The sequence below is a fragment of the Streptomyces sp. NPDC020845 genome (assembly GCF_044334165.1).
GTDB lineage: Bacteria > Actinomycetota > Actinomycetes > Streptomycetales > Streptomycetaceae > Streptomyces.
This window is the reverse complement of record NZ_JBIRSJ010000023.1, coordinates 48,496-65,743: the sequence shown is the minus strand read 5'-3', so window position 1 is coordinate 65,743 and position 17,248 is coordinate 48,496. Positions and strand designations below refer to the sequence as shown.

At 70.9% G+C, this 17,248-nt stretch carries 14 protein-coding genes and 1 tRNA gene; 6 read left to right on the top strand and 9 right to left on the bottom strand.

Annotated features, from left to right (window positions below):
* Positions 1-261: 261 nt before the first annotated feature.
* A complete protein-coding gene (locus ACH4U7_RS45380) occupies positions 262-1,647 on the bottom strand; it encodes a cystathionine beta-synthase (protein ID WP_398533629.1) in 1,386 nt (461 codons plus the stop codon).
* A gap of 220 nt (positions 1,648-1,867) precedes the next feature.
* Between ACH4U7_RS45380 and ACH4U7_RS45375 the strand changes: the two genes are divergently transcribed.
* From ACH4U7_RS45375 to ACH4U7_RS45365, 3 genes are all read left to right on the top strand, one after another.
* Positions 1,868-2,896, top strand: a complete 1,029-nt coding sequence (locus ACH4U7_RS45375; RefSeq protein ID WP_398533720.1) for an SGNH/GDSL hydrolase family protein — start codon at positions 1,868-1,870, stop codon at positions 2,894-2,896.
* Positions 2,897-3,055: 159 nt separating this feature from the next.
* Entirely contained in the window at positions 3,056-4,276 is a 1,221-nt protein-coding gene (locus ACH4U7_RS45370) for an acetyl-CoA C-acetyltransferase (RefSeq protein ID WP_398533628.1), read from the top strand.
* 371 nt (positions 4,277-4,647) lie between these two features.
* Entirely contained in the window at positions 4,648-5,634 is a 987-nt protein-coding gene (locus ACH4U7_RS45365; protein ID WP_398533627.1) for a hypothetical protein, read from the top strand.
* Positions 5,635-5,840: 206 nt separating this feature from the next.
* Here the strand turns inward: ACH4U7_RS45365 and ACH4U7_RS45360 are convergent, their stop codons facing one another.
* Complete coding sequence (locus tag ACH4U7_RS45360) at positions 5,841-6,191, bottom strand: hypothetical protein (protein ID WP_089507097.1); 351 nt, start codon at positions 6,189-6,191, stop codon at positions 5,841-5,843.
* Between the two features lie 123 nt (positions 6,192-6,314).
* On the opposite strand from ACH4U7_RS45360, the gene ACH4U7_RS45355 reads away from it, so the two are divergent.
* Positions 6,315-6,545 (top strand): DUF4287 domain-containing protein, encoded by a 231-nt coding sequence (locus tag ACH4U7_RS45355; RefSeq protein WP_353594382.1) that lies wholly within the window; start codon positions 6,315-6,317, stop codon positions 6,543-6,545.
* A gap of 168 nt (positions 6,546-6,713) precedes the next feature.
* Here ACH4U7_RS45355 and ACH4U7_RS45350 read toward each other — a convergent pair whose 3' ends face one another.
* Both ACH4U7_RS45350 and ACH4U7_RS45345 read right to left on the bottom strand, forming a co-directional pair.
* Positions 6,714-7,592 (bottom strand): Bax inhibitor-1/YccA family protein, encoded by an 879-nt coding sequence (locus ACH4U7_RS45350; protein ID WP_398533626.1) that lies wholly within the window; start codon positions 7,590-7,592, stop codon positions 6,714-6,716.
* Positions 7,593-7,778: 186 nt separating this feature from the next.
* Positions 7,779-7,861: transfer RNA gene (locus ACH4U7_RS45345), tRNA-Leu, on the bottom strand.
* Between the two features lie 397 nt (positions 7,862-8,258).
* On the opposite strand from ACH4U7_RS45345, the gene ACH4U7_RS45340 reads away from it, so the two are divergent.
* Both ACH4U7_RS45340 and ACH4U7_RS45335 read left to right on the top strand, forming a co-directional pair.
* Positions 8,259-9,041: an ABC transporter ATP-binding protein gene (locus ACH4U7_RS45340; protein WP_398533625.1), complete on the top strand. Its 783-nt coding sequence runs from the start codon at positions 8,259-8,261 to the stop codon at positions 9,039-9,041.
* A 118-nt stretch (positions 9,042-9,159) separates the two neighbouring features.
* A complete protein-coding gene (locus ACH4U7_RS45335; RefSeq protein ID WP_398533624.1) occupies positions 9,160-11,703 on the top strand; it encodes an ABC transporter permease in 2,544 nt (847 codons plus the stop codon).
* Between the two features lie 76 nt (positions 11,704-11,779).
* Here ACH4U7_RS45335 and ACH4U7_RS45330 read toward each other — a convergent pair whose 3' ends face one another.
* The 5 genes from ACH4U7_RS45330 to ACH4U7_RS45310 all read right to left on the bottom strand — a co-directional run bounded on the left by ACH4U7_RS45330 (position 11,780) and on the right by ACH4U7_RS45310 (position 17,230).
* Complete coding sequence (locus ACH4U7_RS45330; protein ID WP_398533719.1) at positions 11,780-13,105, bottom strand: class I SAM-dependent methyltransferase; 1,326 nt, start codon at positions 13,103-13,105, stop codon at positions 11,780-11,782.
* Between the two features lie 273 nt (positions 13,106-13,378).
* Complete coding sequence (locus ACH4U7_RS45325; protein WP_398533623.1) at positions 13,379-14,749, bottom strand: NAD(P)/FAD-dependent oxidoreductase; 1,371 nt, start codon at positions 14,747-14,749, stop codon at positions 13,379-13,381.
* A 397-nt stretch (positions 14,750-15,146) separates the two neighbouring features.
* The gene (locus tag ACH4U7_RS45320) at positions 15,147-16,088 is read right to left on the bottom strand and encodes an exopolyphosphatase (RefSeq protein ID WP_398533622.1); all 942 of its coding nucleotides are present in this window, start codon (positions 16,086-16,088) and stop codon (positions 15,147-15,149) included.
* On the bottom strand, positions 16,085-16,663 hold the full coding sequence (locus ACH4U7_RS45315; protein ID WP_398533621.1) for a DUF501 domain-containing protein: 579 nt from the start codon (positions 16,661-16,663) through the stop codon (positions 16,085-16,087). The genes ACH4U7_RS45320 and ACH4U7_RS45315 overlap by 4 nt, the downstream gene beginning before the upstream one ends.
* Before the next feature lie 60 nt (positions 16,664-16,723).
* Entirely contained in the window at positions 16,724-17,230 is a 507-nt protein-coding gene (locus ACH4U7_RS45310) for a septum formation initiator family protein (protein ID WP_398533620.1), read from the bottom strand.
* Positions 17,231-17,248: the final 18 nt, after the last annotated feature.

The following is a 17,248-nucleotide window of genomic DNA, read 5'->3' as shown; positions in this document are numbered from 1 at the left end:
AGGGCGGGACGACGGCGGTCCCCGCGAGGGACGCGGGCCGGGTCAGGGCCTGGCTGCCACGTCCGGGGCGACCATGGAGGTCCGGGAGCCGCTCCGGAGGTCCTTGTCGCCGCTTTCGGGTGTCGGTGTCGTCCTTTCCGACACCCGCTAATCTGCCGGAGCTGTGTTAAGCCCGTGCTGCGAGCGCGTGACACCCACGTACCACTTACCGGAAGGGCCTACGACCTTTTCCACAGCGGGAGTTGCGCCCCGAAGCTGCGGCTAGCGCTGGCCCTTCGCCAGGTACGCCAGCAGGTCCTGCCGGCTCACCACCCCGGTCGGCTTCCCCTCCACCAGCACGATGGCCGCGTCCGCCCCGCCCAGCACCGCCATCAGGTCCTCGACCGGCTCGCCCGAGCCGACGTGCGGCAGCGGCGCGCTCATGTGCTTCTCCAGCGGGTCGGTCAGCGCGGCGCGCTGCGCGAACAGCGCGTCCAGCAGCTCGCGTTCCACCACGGAGCCGATGACCTCGGCGGCCATCACATCCGGGTGCCCGGCGCCCGGCTTGACGATGGGCATCTGCGAGACGCCGTACTCCCGCAGCACCTCGATCGCCTGACCGACCGTCTCGTCCGGGTGCATATGGACCAGCGAGGGCAGCCCGCCCTCCTTGCCCTGGAGGACATCGCCGACGCGCACCGCCGGGCCCTCCTCCTCCAGGAAGCCGTAGTCCGCCATCCACTCGTCGTTGAAAATTTTAGAAAGGTAGCCGCGGCCACTGTCGGGGAGCAGCACGACCACCACATCGTCGGGGCCGAGCTCTTCGGCCACCCGCAGCGCCGCGACCACGGCCATCCCGCACGATCCGCCGACCAGCAGCCCCTCCTCGCGGGCGAGCCGCCGGGTCATCTGGAAGGCGTCCTTGTCGGAGACCGCGACGATCCGGTTGGCGACGGTCCGGTCGTAGGCCGTCGGCCAGAAGTCCTCGCCGACGCCCTCGATCAGATACGGGCGGCCGCTGCCGCCGGAGTACACCGAGCCCTCGGGGTCGGCGCCGATGACCTGGACCCGGTCGTCGCTGACCTCCTTGAGGTAGCGGCCGGTGCCGCTGATCGTGCCGCCGGTGCCGACGCCCGCGACGAAGTGGGTGATCTTCCCCTCCGTCTGCTCCCACAGCTCGGGGCCGGTCGTCTCGTAGTGCGAGCGCGGGTTGTCGGGATTGCTGTACTGGTCGGGCTTCCAGGCGCCCGGGGTTTCGCGCACCAGGCGGTCCGAGACGTTGTAGTACGAGTCGGGGTGCTCGGGGTCCACGGCCGTCGGGCAGACCACGACCTCGGCGCCGTACGCCCGCAGCACATTGATCTTGTCGGTGGACACCTTGTCGGGGCAGACGAAGATGCACTTGTAGCCCTTGCGCTGGGCGACCATGGCCAGCCCGACACCGGTGTTGCCGGAAGTCGGCTCGACGATCGTGCCGCCCGGCTGCAGCGCGCCGGAGCGCTCGGCGGCCTCGATCATCCGTACGGCGATGCGGTCCTTCACCGAGCCGCCCGGGTTGAAGTACTCGACCTTGGCCAGAACGGTGGCCCGGATGCCCTCGGTGACGCTGTTGAGCTTTACCAGCGGGGTGTTGCCGACCAGCTCAATCATCGAATCGTAGTACTGCACACCTGCTCCAGGTCCGATATCAGCGGGATCTCCGCGGTCAGGGCGGCCGCTGTCGCGGGCCCGTGCTGCCCAGCTTATTGCGCACCGTGACCGCTTGACCGGCGCGTCGCGCCCGGGCGCGAACGCGGCAACAAGCCGGGCGGCAAGTGGTTAGCAAGTCGTACAAAAAAGGGTACAAAGGAGCAAGGCGCGTGGACGGAGGTGGGCCGGAGCCATGTCTATGTCGAGAGCCAGGGTCGCGCGGCGGATCGCCGCCGCGGCGGCATACGGAGGCGGCGGCATCGGGCTGCTGGGCGGCGTGGCCGCCGTCCTGCTGCTCACCGAGGTCTCCCACGCGAAGCGGGTGGTCGGCGGGTCCGAGGACCCGCCCCCGCGTGCCGATGGCCGATACGGTTTCGACTTCGTCCTGCTCTCCGGCCGGCCGCCGCTGCGGCTGGCCTTCCTCGGTGATTCCACCGCCGCCGGGCAGGGCGTGCACCGGCCCAGCCAGACCCCGGGCGCGCTGCTCGCCTCCGGGCTCGCGGCGGTCGCCGAGCGCCCCGTCGACCTGCACAACGTGGCCCAGCCCGGCGCCCAGTCCAATGATCTGGAGCGCCAGGTGACGCTGGTGCTCCAGGATCCGGCGGCCCGCCCCGACATCTGCGTGATCATGATCGGCGCCAATGACGTCACCCACCGCATGCCGCCCGCCCAGTCCGTACGGCTGCTGTCGGAGGCGGTGCGCAGGCTGCGCGACAGCGGCTGTGAGGTGGTGGTGGGCACCTGCCCTGATCTCGGCACCATCGAGCCCGTCTACCAGCCGCTGCGCTGGGTCGCCCGCCGCCTCAGCCGCCAGCTGGCCGCCGCGCAGACCATCGGGGTGGTCGAGCAGGGCGGTCGTACGGTCTCGCTGGGCGATCTGCTCGGGCCCGAGTTCGCGGCCAACCCGCGGGAGCTGTTCGGTCCTGACAACTACCACCCCTCGGCGGAGGGGTACGCCACGGCCGCGATGGCCGTGCTGCCGACGCTGTGCGGGGCGCTCGGCCTGTGGCCCGAGGAGCCCGAGGAGACCCGTGACGTGGGCATCCTGCCGGTGGCCAAGGCCGCGGCCGCGGCGGCGGCCGAGGGCGGCACGGAGGTCACCGCGGCCCGCGGCCCCTGGGCGCGGCTGCTGCGCCGCGACGGCCGCACCTCGGGGGAGCGGGCGCCCGGGGCCCCGAGCGCGGCCGAGGCCCCGTCCTCCACGGGCCCGCCCCCGGCGGCCCGATAGGCCGCTCATGGCAGTGCAGGTGCCCAGGGCCCGAAACGGCGCTGAGCATACGCTTGGAAAAAGAGGTCCGCATCACAGCCCCGATGCCGTGACCCTCGTGATACGTGCGGGTAACTTCCCTCAGAGTCCCGCCAGCCCTCGCGCCCCTGGAGCCACGTGATGCCCGAAGCCGTGATCGTCTCTGCAGCCCGCTCCCCCATCGGCCGGGCCTTCAAGGGCTCCCTCAAGGACCTGCGGCCGGACGACCTGACCGCCGAGATCGTCCAGGCGGCGCTCGCCAAGGTCCCCGAGCTCGACCCGCGCGACATCGACGACCTCATGCTCGGCTGCGGTCTGCCGGGCGGTGAGCAGGGGCACAACCTGGGCCGGATCGTGGCCGTGCAGATGGGCATGGACCACCTCCCCGGCTGCACCATCACCCGCTACTGCTCCTCCTCCCTCCAGACCTCCCGGATGGCGCTGCACGCGATCAAGGCGGGCGAGGGCGACGTCTTCATCTCGGCGGGCGTCGAGATGGTCTCCCGCTCGGTGAAGGGCACCTCGGACGGGCTGCCGGACACCCACAACCCGCTCTTCGCGGACGCCGAGGCCCGCACCGCCGCGCGCGCCGAACAGGAGGGCACGGACTGGCACGACCCGCGCGAAGACGGCCTGATCCCCGACGCGTACATCGCGATGGGCCAGACCGCCGAGAACCTGGCCCGGCTCAAGGGGATCACTCGCGAGGAGATGGACGAGTTCGGCGTACGGTCGCAGAACCTCGCCGAGGAGGCCATCAAGAACGGCTTCTGGGAGCGCGAGATCACCCCTGTGACCACCCCGGACGGCACCGTCGTCAGCAAGGACGACGGACCGCGCGCGGGCACCACGCTGGAGGGCGTACGCGGCCTCAAGCCGGTCTTCCGCCCCGACGGGCTGGTCACCGCGGGCAACTGCTGCCCGCTCAACGACGGCGCCGCGGCGCTGGTGATCATGTCGGACACCAAGGCGCGCGAGCTGGGCGTGACGCCGCTGGCGCGGATCGTGTCCACCGGCGTCTCGGGGCTCTCGCCGGAGATCATGGGCTACGGGCCGGTGGAAGCGTCCAAGCAGGCGCTCGCCCGCGCCGGGATGTCGATCGGCGACATCGACCTGGTCGAGATCAACGAGGCGTTCGCCGCGCAGGTCATCCCGTCCTACCGGGACCTGGGCATCGACCTGGACCGGCTCAATGTGAACGGCGGCGCGATCGCCGTGGGCCACCCCTTCGGGATGACGGGCGCCCGGATCACCGGCACGCTGATCAATTCCCTGCAGTTCCACGACAAGCAGTTCGGTCTTGAGACCATGTGCGTGGGCGGCGGCCAGGGCATGGCCATGGTGCTGGAGCGGCTGAGCTGAGCGGAGGGCAGGGGCGCCCGAGGGCCCCTATCGATATGCGGCTCCGCCGCGCGAGGGCGGCACCTGCCCGCGGCGGAAGCGAAGCGCGACCACGAGCACGAGCGGCTGAATTGAGCTGAACCTGAGCTGAGCGGAGCGGCTGAGTCCAGCAGATGAGTCGTGACCGAATCTCCCCCAGGATGTGACCAACGTCCTGGGGGAGTGGTGTAAGCCCAGCTCAGCGGCGGTATCCCGGGCATCCTCCGCACCTGCCGAGCCCGATTTCCGTCCACTTGGTGATGTTATGCACTGACACGGGTCGGCACCGCAGGCCAAGCTGAGGTAGGAATTCGGGGGATCTACCGGAACCGGGAGTTAAGTCAGTGAGCCCCATGACTCTTGCCGCCCTCCTGGCCGCGGCCACCGCCACGGCCGTGGGCACCTCCGCCCTGCTCACCGCCCGCGGCGTACGGCGACAGATCGCCGAGCTGCGCGCCGAGCTCGCGGCGAACACTCCCACCGCCTGCCGGGACGGCGGGGCGGACCGGGCGGGCGAGCCGGACGCCGTCGCGGTCCCCGCGCCCCGCGCCGCCTCCCCCGCCGCCGAGATACGCGCCGCCGTCGCCGACGCGCTCGCCGAGGAGCGGGAGCGCGAGCTGGCCGAGGCGCGGGCGTTCTGGGCCGCACAGGAGGCCCGGGACACCGCGTCGGCCACCGACGCGCATCCGCTGCTCGGCAGGCTGGCAGGGCTCGGCGAGGAGCCCCAGACGGACCTCATCCCGTACGTACCCCGGCAGGCCGACCCGGGCGGCGTGGAGCCGCTGCTGGACCTGGACGCGCTCGGCCCCGACACCCTGGACCCCGCCGGAGAGCCGGACCGGCAGCCCGAGGCCGCGCCGGAGGTCGGCACGGAGACCGAGGTGGACCTCGACCTGGACACGGAGCGCCTGGGCACGGAGCGCCTGGACGCCGAGCGCCTGGACGCGGAGCCCGCGGCCGAGGCCGTGGAGTCGGCCGAGCTGGCGGCCGCGCGCCGGCGCCACCCCTCGCACCCCGACTTCTCGCCGCACCCCGGCGTCGCCGACCACGACCGGACCGTCGCCCGGCTCACCGCGCTGGCCGACGCCCATATCCCGCTCGCCGACGTACGCCCCGGCCCGCTGGGCACCCTCGATGTGTACGTCTTCGCCGACGGCACCACGGTCTGTATGACCCCCGGCCACCGCGAGACGGCGGAGCGGCTGGCCGACGCGCTGCTCGAAGGCCCCACCCCGGTGCTGCTGGGCAGTTCCGGCGTGCTCGGCGCCTACGCGCTGACCTTCGGCTGCGGGGACGAGCAGGTGTACGTCCTCGCCGACCGCGTCATCGCCTCGCTGTAGCCCCACGCTGTAGCCCCACCGGCCCGGTCCCCGAAGCCGCCCTCAGCCCCCGAGCCCGACCCCGGGGCCCCGACGGGCCGAACGGCCCCCGGACGGGCCCACAAACCCCTCACAAAGCCCTCACAGGGGGCTTCAGGCCCGTTCTCGGCCCCCAGAGAGCCACCGGGAGACGCCAAGAACCGCCGAGAGACCGCGGCAGCTACCGCTCAGAGGCCGCAGCGCCCGGCCGTGGCCTCCACCAGCGCCACGGCGGAGTCCAGCGCCTCCCCGGCGCCCCCGGCCCCGCCTCGTCCACCGCCCTCCGGCGCGCGTTCCAGCGCATGCGCCAAATCATGACCGGCCACCGCCACCTGGTCCGCGACCGCGAACATCCCCGCGTCCGGCATGATCCTCGAGCCGCTCCCGGGCTCCTCGATCCGCTGGGCCCGCACCGACAATTCCCTTGCCAGCGCCAGACCTTCGGCCGCCACGCCCCGGCCCAGACGGGACTGCGGAAGGGCGCGCAGGCGGTCCGCGAGGCGGTCGACGGCGGTCAGCAGAGGGGTCACATCATTCACATCGCGAGCCTATGCGCCACCCACGGACTGTTGCCAACGGCCGAACAGTCAGGCACGGTGAGCTGAAGGACCGCACCCGGGCCATGAAGAACGGCCTGGATAACGGACGCGTCGGAGGCGCCGATGTCCCAATCCTTCTCCGAAGAGACCCACCGGAACCTGCTCTCCCGAATCCCCCAATGCACCGGCCGTGAAGTCGCCGACTGGTTGCGCACCGTAGACGAAGGACCTGCCCTCTTCCGCTTCGAGGAAAAGGTCAGCTGGCTGCGCGGTGAACACCAGCTCGCGTACGGCCACGCCAAGGCGATCATTCATGAGCACGATCTGAGGCGGGCCGCGCGCAAGCTGCTCTGACCTCCCCCATCCCCTCCCCCGACACAACGGAACATGGCGAAGGGCCCGCGGGGCGACTTGCCCCGCGGGCCCTTCGTGATCACCTGGAGGACCTGATCACCTGGAGACTGGTCATCCGGAGAACGTGGTCCCCGAGGACAGGATCCCCGAAGACCAGACCCCGAAGATCTAGTCCCGGAAGATGGAGATCAGCCGCAGCAGCTCCAGGTAGATCCACACCAGCGACAGGGTCAGACCGAACGCGGCCAGCCAGGACTCCTCGCGCGGAGCGCCGTAGCGGACGCCGTCCTCGACCTGCTTGAAGTCCAGCGCCAGGAACGCGGCGCCGAGCAGCACGCCGATGATGCCGAACAGGATGCCCATGCCGCCGCTGCGGAAGCCGAGGCCGTCACCGCCGCCGAAGGCCGCGAACAGCAGGTTGACCGACATCAGCAGCAGGAAGCCGATGGCAGCGCCCAGCACAAAGCGCTGGAATCGCGCGTTCACCCGGATGAGCCGGGTCTTGTACGCGGCGAGCACGCCGATGAAGACGGCCATCGTGCCGAGCACGGCCTGCATCGGGATGCCGGACCAGCGCTCGTTGTACACCTGGCTGATGACGCCAAGGAAAAGGCCCTCGAAGAGGGCGTAGCTCATGATCAGCGCGGGCGATGCCTTGCGCTTGAACGACTGGACGAGGCCGAGCACCATCGCCACGAGCGCGGCACCGAAGCCGACGGCGACGGGCAGCTCCATGATCCAGGCGGCCGCGGCGGCGAGGATGACGGTGCCCAGCGTCATGCCGGTGCGCATGACGACGTCGTCCATCGTCATACGGCCGGTCTGCAGCGGGCCCGCCGGCGGCGCGCCGTACATCTGCTGCAGCTGCTCGGGCGTCAGATTCTGCTGGTTACCGGCCGCGTAAGGGTTGGTCGGTGCTTGTGTCTGCGCGTACGGGTTGCCCTGGACTGCGGCGGGGCCCCCGGCCTGCGGTGCCGCGCCGAAGCCCGCGTAGCCGCCGTCGCGGCTGAACCCCCGTCGCGAGAAGACCGGGTTGCTGCTCCTCATCTCACTCCTCCATGGCCGCCCTGCGCGACCTTGACTACAGAGTAATAGGTAAGCAAAGAAAGCACCCTAGTGCCCAGGGAGGATATTTCCACGCGCGCGCGAGCGGCGCGAGGCCCATGCGGGCCCCGCGCGGTAGACGTTGGGCGACCGGGTGCGCACGCAGCGTGCGGCAACAAGGTCTGGGTGTGCCCGGAACCGGACTTGAACCGGTACGCCCGCGAGGGGCAGCGAGGTTTAAGCTCGCCGTGTCTGCATTCCACCATCCGGGCAGCGGCTCCCTGGGCCGTACGAGCGCGTACGTCCCTCCCCATAGGAGAGCAACCACGAGCCTATCCGGGGGCACGCCCCCGAACAGCGGATCGACGAACCGAGGTTGTCTTATTTTATTGGCAACTGAGGGTGCATCAGCATCGGGTCGGGGCAACCGCACACACCCGCGTCCATCGGACCTGCCCATATGCCGCACCACCCGCACAGCGGGGATTGACGCAATCTCGACGCCCCCGGACGGGGGTCCTTCTCCTCCCCAAGGAGGACGCGGGGGCCGGGGCATACGCCCCGAGTCCCGTACCGAAACCGGAGTGCGGACGGATCCCGGCCCTCTTTACGTCGAGGACCATGGGAGGAACGCCTTGAAGCCCCGACCGCACGACAGGAGCCCCCACCGTGACCACGACCCCCTCCGGCGTCCAGGCCGCCGCCGCCCGCGCCACCGCCGCGGCGCGGGCCACGGACCTCACCAAGGTCTACGGGCAGGGCGAGACCCAGGTCGTCGCCCTCGACGGTGTCTCCGTCGAGTTCCAGCAGGCCGAGTTCACCGCCATCATGGGCCCGTCGGGTTCGGGCAAGTCGACTCTCATGCACTGCATGGCGGGCCTGGACACGGTCTCCGGCGGCTCGGCCCGTATCGGCGATGTCGAGCTGACCTCGCTCAAGGACAAGAAGCTCACCCAACTGCGGCGCGACAAGATCGGGTTCATCTTCCAGGCGTTCAACCTGCTGCCCACGCTCAACGCCCTGGAGAACATCACGCTGCCGATGGACATCGCCGGCCGCAAGCCCGACAAGGCGTGGCTGGACCAGGTGGTGCAGACCGTGGGCCTGTCCGAACGGCTCAAGCACCGTCCCGCCCAGCTCTCCGGCGGCCAGCAGCAGCGCGTCGCGGTGGCCCGCGCGCTGGCCGGCAAGCCTGAAATCATCTTCGCCGACGAGCCGACCGGAAACCTGGACTCGCGCGCCGGCGCCGAGGTCCTCGGCTTCCTGCGCAACTCGGTGCGCGAACTGGGCCAGACCGTGGTCATGGTCACCCATGACCCGGTCGCCGCCGCCTACGCCGATCGGGTGGTCTTCCTCGCCGACGGCCGGATCGTCGACGAGCTGCGCGACCCGACCGCCGAGGCGGTCCTGGACCGGATGAAGCGCTTCGACGCCAAGGGCCGTACCAGCTGAGCCGGGCGCACCTGTCGGCCCGACCACACCTGTCGGCCTGACCCGCACCCGTCGGCCCGACCGCGCCCGTACACACCCCCTTGACGCTCCCCAAGCCGCCCCCTCACTTGGACTGACCATGCTCCGTACCGCCTTGCGCAACGTGCTCGCGCACAAGGCCCGGCTGATGATGACCGTGCTCGCCGTTCTGCTCGGCGTGGCCTTCGTCTCCGGCACCTTGGTCTTCACCGACACCATTTCCAGCGCCTACCAGAAGAGCTCCGAGAAGGGCTTCGCGGGCGTTGATGTCGCCATAAAGCCGCACAAGTCCGACGACGATGCCGGAAACCCCGGCGCCGCGCCCCGGCTGACCCAGCGCCTACTGGACCAGGCCGGCCAGGTGCCCGGCGCCGCCTCGGCCACCGGCGCCGTCTCCGGCTACACCGCCGTCGCCGACAAGCAGGGCGACCTGCTGGGCAACGGCTTCGCCAACACCGGCGGCAACTACTACCCGGGCACCGGCGGCAAGGATCCCCGCTACACGCTGACCGACGGCCGCGCCCCCAAGTCCGCGGGCGAGGTCGCGCTCGACTCCAAGACCGCCGACCGCGGCCACTACAAGGTGGGCGACGCGGTCCGGCTGTCCGTGGACGGCCCGGTGCGCAAGGAGAAGGTCGTCGGCGTCTTCACCACCGACGACGGCAATGTCGCCGCGGGCGGCAGCCTGGTGCTGTTCGACACCCCCACCGCCCAGCGGCTGTTCGCCAAGCCGGGTGAGTTCGACGAGATCGACCTGAGGGCCGCCGCGGGCACCTCGCAGGCCACCCTGAAGTCGGGCGTCGACAAGATCCTGCCGAAGCTGGCCGAGGCCACCACCGGTCAGAAGCTCGCCGACGACCAGGCCGCCATGATCAAGGCGCAGATGAGCGGTATGCAGACCGGCATGCTGGTCTTCGCCGGGATCTCGCTCTTCGTCGGCGTCTTCATCATCGCCAACACCTTCACCATGCTGGTCGCCCAGCGCACCCGCGAACTGGCCCTGATGCGCGCCGTCGGCGCCTCCCGCCGCCAGGTGACGCGCTCGGTGCTGATCGAGGCCACCGCCGTCGGCGCGGTCGCGGCCGTCACCGGTCTTGCGGCCGGTATCGGCATCGGCGCCGGGCTGCGCTCGCTGCTGAACTCCACCGGGGCCACCGTCCCCGACGGCCCGCTGGTCGTCTCCCCGACCGCCATCGCGGTCTCGCTGCTGGTCGGCGTCGTGGTCACGGTGCTCGCCGCCTGGCTGCCGGGCCGCCGCGCCGCGAAGATCCCGCCGGTCGCCGCGATGAACAGCGTGCACGCCGCGCCGACCACCCGCGGCCTGGTGGTACGGAACACCATCGGCGCCGTCCTCGCCGGGGGCGGTGCGGCGGGCGTACTGGCCGGAAGCGGTATGGGCAGCGACGGCAAGCTCCCCATGGGTCTTGGCGCGGCCGTCCTGGTGGTCGGGGTGTTCGTACTCACCCCGCTGCTGTCCCGGCCGCTCATCGCGGCCGCCGCCCCCCTGCTGCGCGCCTTCGGGATCTCCGGCAAGCTCGCCCGGCAGAACGCGGTGCGCAATCCGCGCCGTACCGCCGCCACGGCCTCCGCGCTGATGGTGGGGCTGACGCTGATCACGGGCATGACCGTGATCGCGGGCAGCGTCCAGAAGGGCATCGACAACCTGGCCACCGGCGCCCTCAAGTCGGACTACGTGGTCAGCCTGGGCGGCTTCGACGGCGTCCGCCCGCTGTCGCCCGATGTGGAGCGGACCCTGGGCAAGCTCGACCAGGTGACCGCCCTCAGCCCGCTGCGCAACTCCGCCTCCCGGATCGACGGCGACACCGAGTACCTGACGGGCGTCAACGGCAAGACCATCCAGAAGCTGGTCGGCGTCGACTTCAAGGAGGGCTCCTTCGCCGGGCTCGGCGGCGACAAGGTCGTGGTGGACCACAAGACCGCCGACCGCAACGGCTGGAAGCGCGGCTCGGCCTTCACGGTCACCTACGAGGACGGCCGCAAGGGCCGGCTCAGTGTCGCGGGCGTCTACGAGGGCAACCAGATGATCCGCGGCATCATGCTGGACAACTCCACCCTCACCCCGCATATGCGCACCGTGACCGATATGCAGGTGATGCTGAAGACCAAGGACGGGGCCTCCGACGCCACCAAGAACGCCATCGAGAAGGCGCTCGGCGACAACCCCGCGATCCAGGTCCAGGACAAGCAGGACATCTCCAACGGCATCGCGCAGTTCTTCACCCTGATGCTGAACATGCTCTACGGGCTGCTGGCCATGGCCGTCATCGTCGCGGTGCTGGGCGTCATCAACACCCTCGCGATGTCGGTCTTCGAACGGTCCCAGGAGATCGGCATGTTGCGGGCCATCGGTCTGGACCGGCGCGGCATCAAGCGCATGGTGCGGCTGGAGTCGCTGGTGATCTCGCTCTTCGGCGGGGTGCTCGGCATCGGCCTCGGCGTCTTCTTCGGCTGGGCGGCCGGTGAGCTGATCTCGAACGGGCTGCCCACCTACGAACTGGTGCTGCCGTGGGGGCGGATGACCGTCTTCCTGGTGCTGGCCGCGTTCGTCGGCATCCTGGCCGCGCTGTGGCCGGCCCGGCGGGCGGCGAAGCTCAACATGCTGGCGGCCATCAAGGCGGAGTAGCCGCTCGTCCCAACCCCAACCCCAACCCCAACCCCTGAGCGCCGGACGGGCCGAGCCCGTCCGGCGCTCGGGCGTTTCAGCCCCGCCAGTCGCGGGCGCGCAGCGGCATACCGGACGCGCCGCCGTCCGGCGTACGGACCGCCAGGACCTGGTTCACCCCGATCCGGTTGCGCTCGAAGGACAGCGCCGAGGCCGCCATGTACAGCCGCCACACCCGGGCCCGGCCCGGTGAGGTGAGCCGTACGGCCTGCTTCCAGTGGGCCTCCAGATTGGCGACCCAGCGGCGCAGCGTGAGGGCGTAGTGCTCGCGGATCGCCTCCACGTCGCGCACCTCGAAGCCCGCCTGCTCCAGCTGGGTGACGGTCCGCCCGACCGGGGCGAGTTCGCCGTCGGGGAAGACGTAGCGGTCGATGAACTCGTCCACGTGGTACGCCTCCTCGTCCGGTTCGGGGCGCCGCGCGATCTGGTGGTTCAGCAGCCGGCCGCCGGGCTTCAGCAGGGCGTGGAGGTCTGCCGCGTACTCGGCGTAGCGCGCGGAGCCGACGTGCTCGGCCATGCCGATCGAGGAGATCGCGTCGTACGGGCCGTCCGTGACCTCGCGGTAGTCCTGGACCCGGATCTCGACCTGGTCGGTGAGCCCGGCGTCGGCGACGCGCTTACGGGCGTACGCCGCCTGCTCCTGCGAGAGCGTGATGCCGACGGCCCGCACGCCGTACTCGCGCGCCGCGTGCAGCACCATCGAGCCCCAGCCGCAGCCCACGTCCAGCAGCCGCTGGCCGGGGCGGAGCGCCAGCTTGCGGCAGACCAGGTCGAGCTTGGCGTGCTGGGCGTCCTCGAGCGTGGCGCCTTCGGCCTCGGTGCCCTCCCAGTAGGCGCATGAGTAGACCATGGAGGGGCCGAGCACCAGCTCGTAGAAGTCGTTGCCGACGTCGTAGTGGTGGCTGATGGCCTCCTTGTCGCGGCGCAGCGTGTGCAGCGGTCCGCGCCAGGCGCGGCGCGCCTCCTCGCGGGGCGGGGGCGGCGGCAGCCCGGGCCCGGCGAGGCCGACCAGGGTGCGGGCGGCGGAGCGCAGCGTGGGGTCGCGCAGCGCCTTGAGGGCGGCGGCGGCCTTCGACTGCCGCTGAGTCGTGGGGTCGCGCTCCCACACCAGTCCGGCCATCAGGTCCAGGGCCTCGTACAGATCGCCTTCGACGTCGAGGTCGCCGGCCACCCAGGCGCGGGCGAGGCCCAGCTCGCCCGGTTTCCACAGCAGCCTGCGCAGCGCCCTGCGGCGCCTTACGACCAGGACGGGGGTGTGCGGGGGGCCCGCCTCGCTGTGGTCCCAGGCGCGGATCCGGATCGGGAGCGGGGCTCCCAGCACCTCCTCGGCCAGTGCGGCGAGCCGCTGGGCGGCGTCGGGCATATCAGACACCTCCGTGATGGTGAGTCAGGAAGATTCACTCACCACGTAAACACCATGAGGCCCGCCGTACAGTCCCGCCGACACGTCTGGAATCGGCAAAACCATCCACTGGAACAACGCCGAAGGGCGTCCGCACCACGGATGGCGGACGCCCTTCGGCGTTCAGATGTATTGCGGTTGTCGCGGCGAGTGAGCCTCAGGGGCTGAGGCGCCCCGGCGGGGGCACCTCCCAGCGGTAGCTGGGGGAGAACCGAGCCCCTGAAAAATGGGGTGTCAGGACGCCTTGGCCTTCTCGGCCTGCTTGGCGGCGGCGGCCGCGGAGACCGGGGCGGCGGCCTCGTAGAACTCCTCGCGGGGGTTCTCCATGGCGCCGAGGGAGACGACCTCGCGCTTGAGGAACATGCCCAGCGTCCAGTCGGCGAAGACCCGGATCTTGCGGTTGAAGGTCGGCATGGCCATGCCGTGGTAGCCACGGTGCATGTACCAGGCGAGCCGGCCCTTGAGCTTGATCTTGGTCTTGCCGAGGACGATCATCGCGACGCCCTTGTGCAGACCGAGCCCCGCGACCGCGCCCTTGTTGGCGTGCTTGTACTCGCGCTGCGGGAAGCCCCGCATACCCGAGATCACGTTGTCGCCGAGCACCTTGGCCTGGCGCAGCGCGTGCTGGGCGTTCGGCGGGCACCAGGCGCCCTCGCCGACGGCGAGGTCCGGCACCTGGGCGTTGTCGCCCGCGGCCCAGATGTACTCGGTGCCCTGCACCTGAAGCGTCGGCGCGGTGTCCACATGGCCGCGGGGGCCGAGCGGCAGGCCGAATCGGGCGAGCGCCGGGTTGGGCTTGACGCCCGCGGTCCACACGATCGTGTTGGAGTCGACCTCGAGGCCGTTCTTGAGCACGACATGGCCGTCGATGCAGGAGTCCATCGAGGTGCTGAGGTAGACCTCGACACCGCGCTTCTGCAGGTGCTCCAGGCCCCACTGGCCGAGCTTCGGGCCGACCTCGGGGAGGATCTTGTCGGCGGCGTCGACGAGGACGAAGCGCATGTCCTCGCGCTTCACGTTCGGGTAGTACTTCGCGGCGTCGCGCGCCATGTCCTCGACCTCGCCGATGGTCTCCGCACCCGCGAAGCCACCGCCGACGAAGACGAAGGTCAGCGCCTTGCGGCGGATGTCCTCATCGGTCGTGGAGTCGGCCTTGTCGAGCTGCTCGAGGACGTGGTTGCGCAGGCCGATGGCCTCCTCGATGCCCTTCATGCCGATGCCGTTCTCGGCGAGGCCGGGGATCGGGAAGGTGCGGGAGACGGCGCCGAGAGCGACGACCAGGTAGTCGAAGGGCAGCTCGTACGCCTCGCCGACGAGCGGCTGGACGACGGCGACCTTGCGGTCCTGGTCGATGGTCGACACCCGGCCGGTGAGGACCTCCGCCTTGGGGAGCACGCGCCGCAGCGGGACCACAACGTGGCGCGGGGAGATGCTGCCGGCCGCAGCTTCTGGGAGGAAGGGCTGGTACGTCATGTACGAGCGGGGGTCGACGACCGTGACGGTCGCCTCGCCGTACCGCATCTTCTTCAGGATGCGGCGTGCCGCGTACAGGCCTACGTACCCACCGCCTACAACGAGGATCCTGGGACGCTCCGTGGTGCTCATGTTTCGAGTATCCAGCACCCTCAGGGGGGTGCCTCGTGAGCCCCTTCACAAGCATGGTGAGAGGGTCTGCTACACTCCGCGGCCCCCGTGACACATGCCATATCCGCACAGGGGAACCACCAGCCCGGGCGGCGCGTTGACAACCCCGCTGATCTGCACTTGTGAGGGAACGCGGGAGTAGACCACCGGGGTCCGGGACGGGTCTGTCATATGACCGAAACAGGTGTCGTCGGGGCCGCCGGACGGGCCCGGCCCCCGAAACCGCCGCCGAACCGGCCCCGGGGCTCACACCAGGCGGTCACCAGGGGCCTTTTTCATGTGAAGCTTTTCACGAACTTTTTCCCGCTCGGGTCTCCACCGGCCCCTTACAGGGGGTCCACACCCCCTCCGGACCCCGTCAGGCGAGGCTCCAGGCGATCCCGTCGAGGATGTCGTGCTCGCTCACCACGACCTCCCGGGCCCCGCACCGCTCCATGATCGTCAGCAGTACGAGCGCACCCGAGGCGATCACATCCACCCGGCCCTCGTGCATCACGGGGATCGCCGCCCGCTCGGCGTGGGTGGAGCCGATCAGCTTGTCCGTGATCTCACGGACCTGGTCCAGGGAGACGCGCGAGTGGTGGATGGCGGCGGGGTCGTACTCCCGCAGCTCCAGCGCGATACCGGCGACGGTGGTGACCGAGCCCGCCAGCCCGACCAGACTACCCGCCTCCCGGATCGGCACCGTCTCCTCGACGAGGTCGAGGGCCCGCTCGATATCCGCCCGTATGGCGGCGATCTGATGGACCGTCGGCGGATCGGTGATCCGTCCGTCCACGACCAGATGGCGCTCGGTCATCCGCACACAGCCGATGTCCACGCTGCGCGCGGCCCGCGCATGGTCGTCGCCGACCACGAACTCGGTCGAGCCGCCGCCGATGTCCACCACCAGATACGGCCGGGCGAACCCCTCGCGGTCCGTCAGCTCCTTGGTGGCGCCCGTGAAGGAGAACTCCGCCTCCTGGTCGCCGCTGATCACCTCGGGCTCCACGCCCAGGATCTCCACGACCCCGCGTACGAACTCCTCGCGGTTCTCCGCGTCGCGCGAGGCGGAGGTGGCGACGAAGCGGACCCGCTCCACGCCGAGCCCGCCGATCACCTCCGCGTACTCACGGCAGGCCGCGAAGGTGCGCTCCAGCGCCTCGGGGGCCAGCCGCCCCGTGCGGTCCACGCCCTGGCCGAGCCGGACGATGCGCATCCGGCGGTCGAGCTCGGTGATCCGGCCGGTGGCCGGGTCGGCGTCGGCCACCAGCAGCCGGATCGAGTTGGTGCCGCAGTCCACGGCCGCGACGCGGGTCACGCTCTGTCCCCCGCGTTCTTCTCGGCGTCCGCTGCGCCCTTTTCGGCGCCCTTCGCACCGCCGCACGGGGCCACACACGGCCCCTTCGCCCACCACTTCGGCAGCATGGCGATGGCCTCGTCCCCGAGCGGGTTGACCCCGGGGCCCGCGGCGAGCGAGTGGGCGACCAGGACATGCAGACACTTGACCCGGTCCGGCATACCGCCCGCGCTCGGAAAGCCCTCCAGCACCTCGATCGCGTCACGGCGCGCGACGTAGTCCTCATGGGCCGCCCGGTAGGCGTCGGCCAGTTCGGGGTCGGTGGCCAGCCGGGCCGTCATCTCCTTCATCACGCCCTCGGCCTCCAGCGTGCCGATCGCGGAGGCGGCGCGCGGACAGGTCAGGTAGTAGAGCGTCGGGAAGGGCGAGCCGTCCTCGAGCCGCGGCGCGGTCTCTACGACGTCCGGATTGCCGCAGGGGCAGCGGTGCGCGACGGCGCGCAGCCCGCGCGGAAGGCGGTTCAGCTGCTCCTTGACGGCGGCGATGTCCGCGTCGGTGGGCGCGGTGGGCTCCGTCTGCGGAGGGGGCGTGTGCATGGGTCGGAAGTTCTCTTCGATCGGTTCGGGGCCGGTCGCCTCCGGCGGCCGGTTCTTCGGTCAGCGCTTCACACGGCTATCGGCCTTGTCAGCGGCGTCTGCCGCATCAGCGCTGTCAGCGCTGTCTACAGTCCGCCACATGTTGCTGTACCACGGGCGGTCGGCCGCGCCCTGGTCGGCGGAGCGCTCGGTCTGGCCGCTGCCGTCGACCACGCTGTAGCCCGTCTCCCCCGGCTGCGTGAAGTGCAGCCGCTCACGGGCCTGCTGCTGGATGTACGCGGGGTCCTGGAGCCTGGCCTTCTGCTCGCGCAGCCGCTTGACGTCCTCGCGCTCCTTCTGGGCCTGGCGCCGCTGGTCGGAGATGTCCGAGCGCTGCGAGATGTACTGCCGCATCGGATACGCGAGGGCCACCACGAGCGAGCAGACGACCAGCGCGAGCAGCGCGGCCCGGCCGGTGAGCCGGCTGCGGCGGCGTCGGATGCGGGCGCGGTAGACGCGGGCGGCGGCGTGCTCGCCGAGCGCCCTGAGCCTGGTCGCGGTGGAGAACCGATCCCGATCCGCCGGCACGTCGCCTCCCCGGTCGTG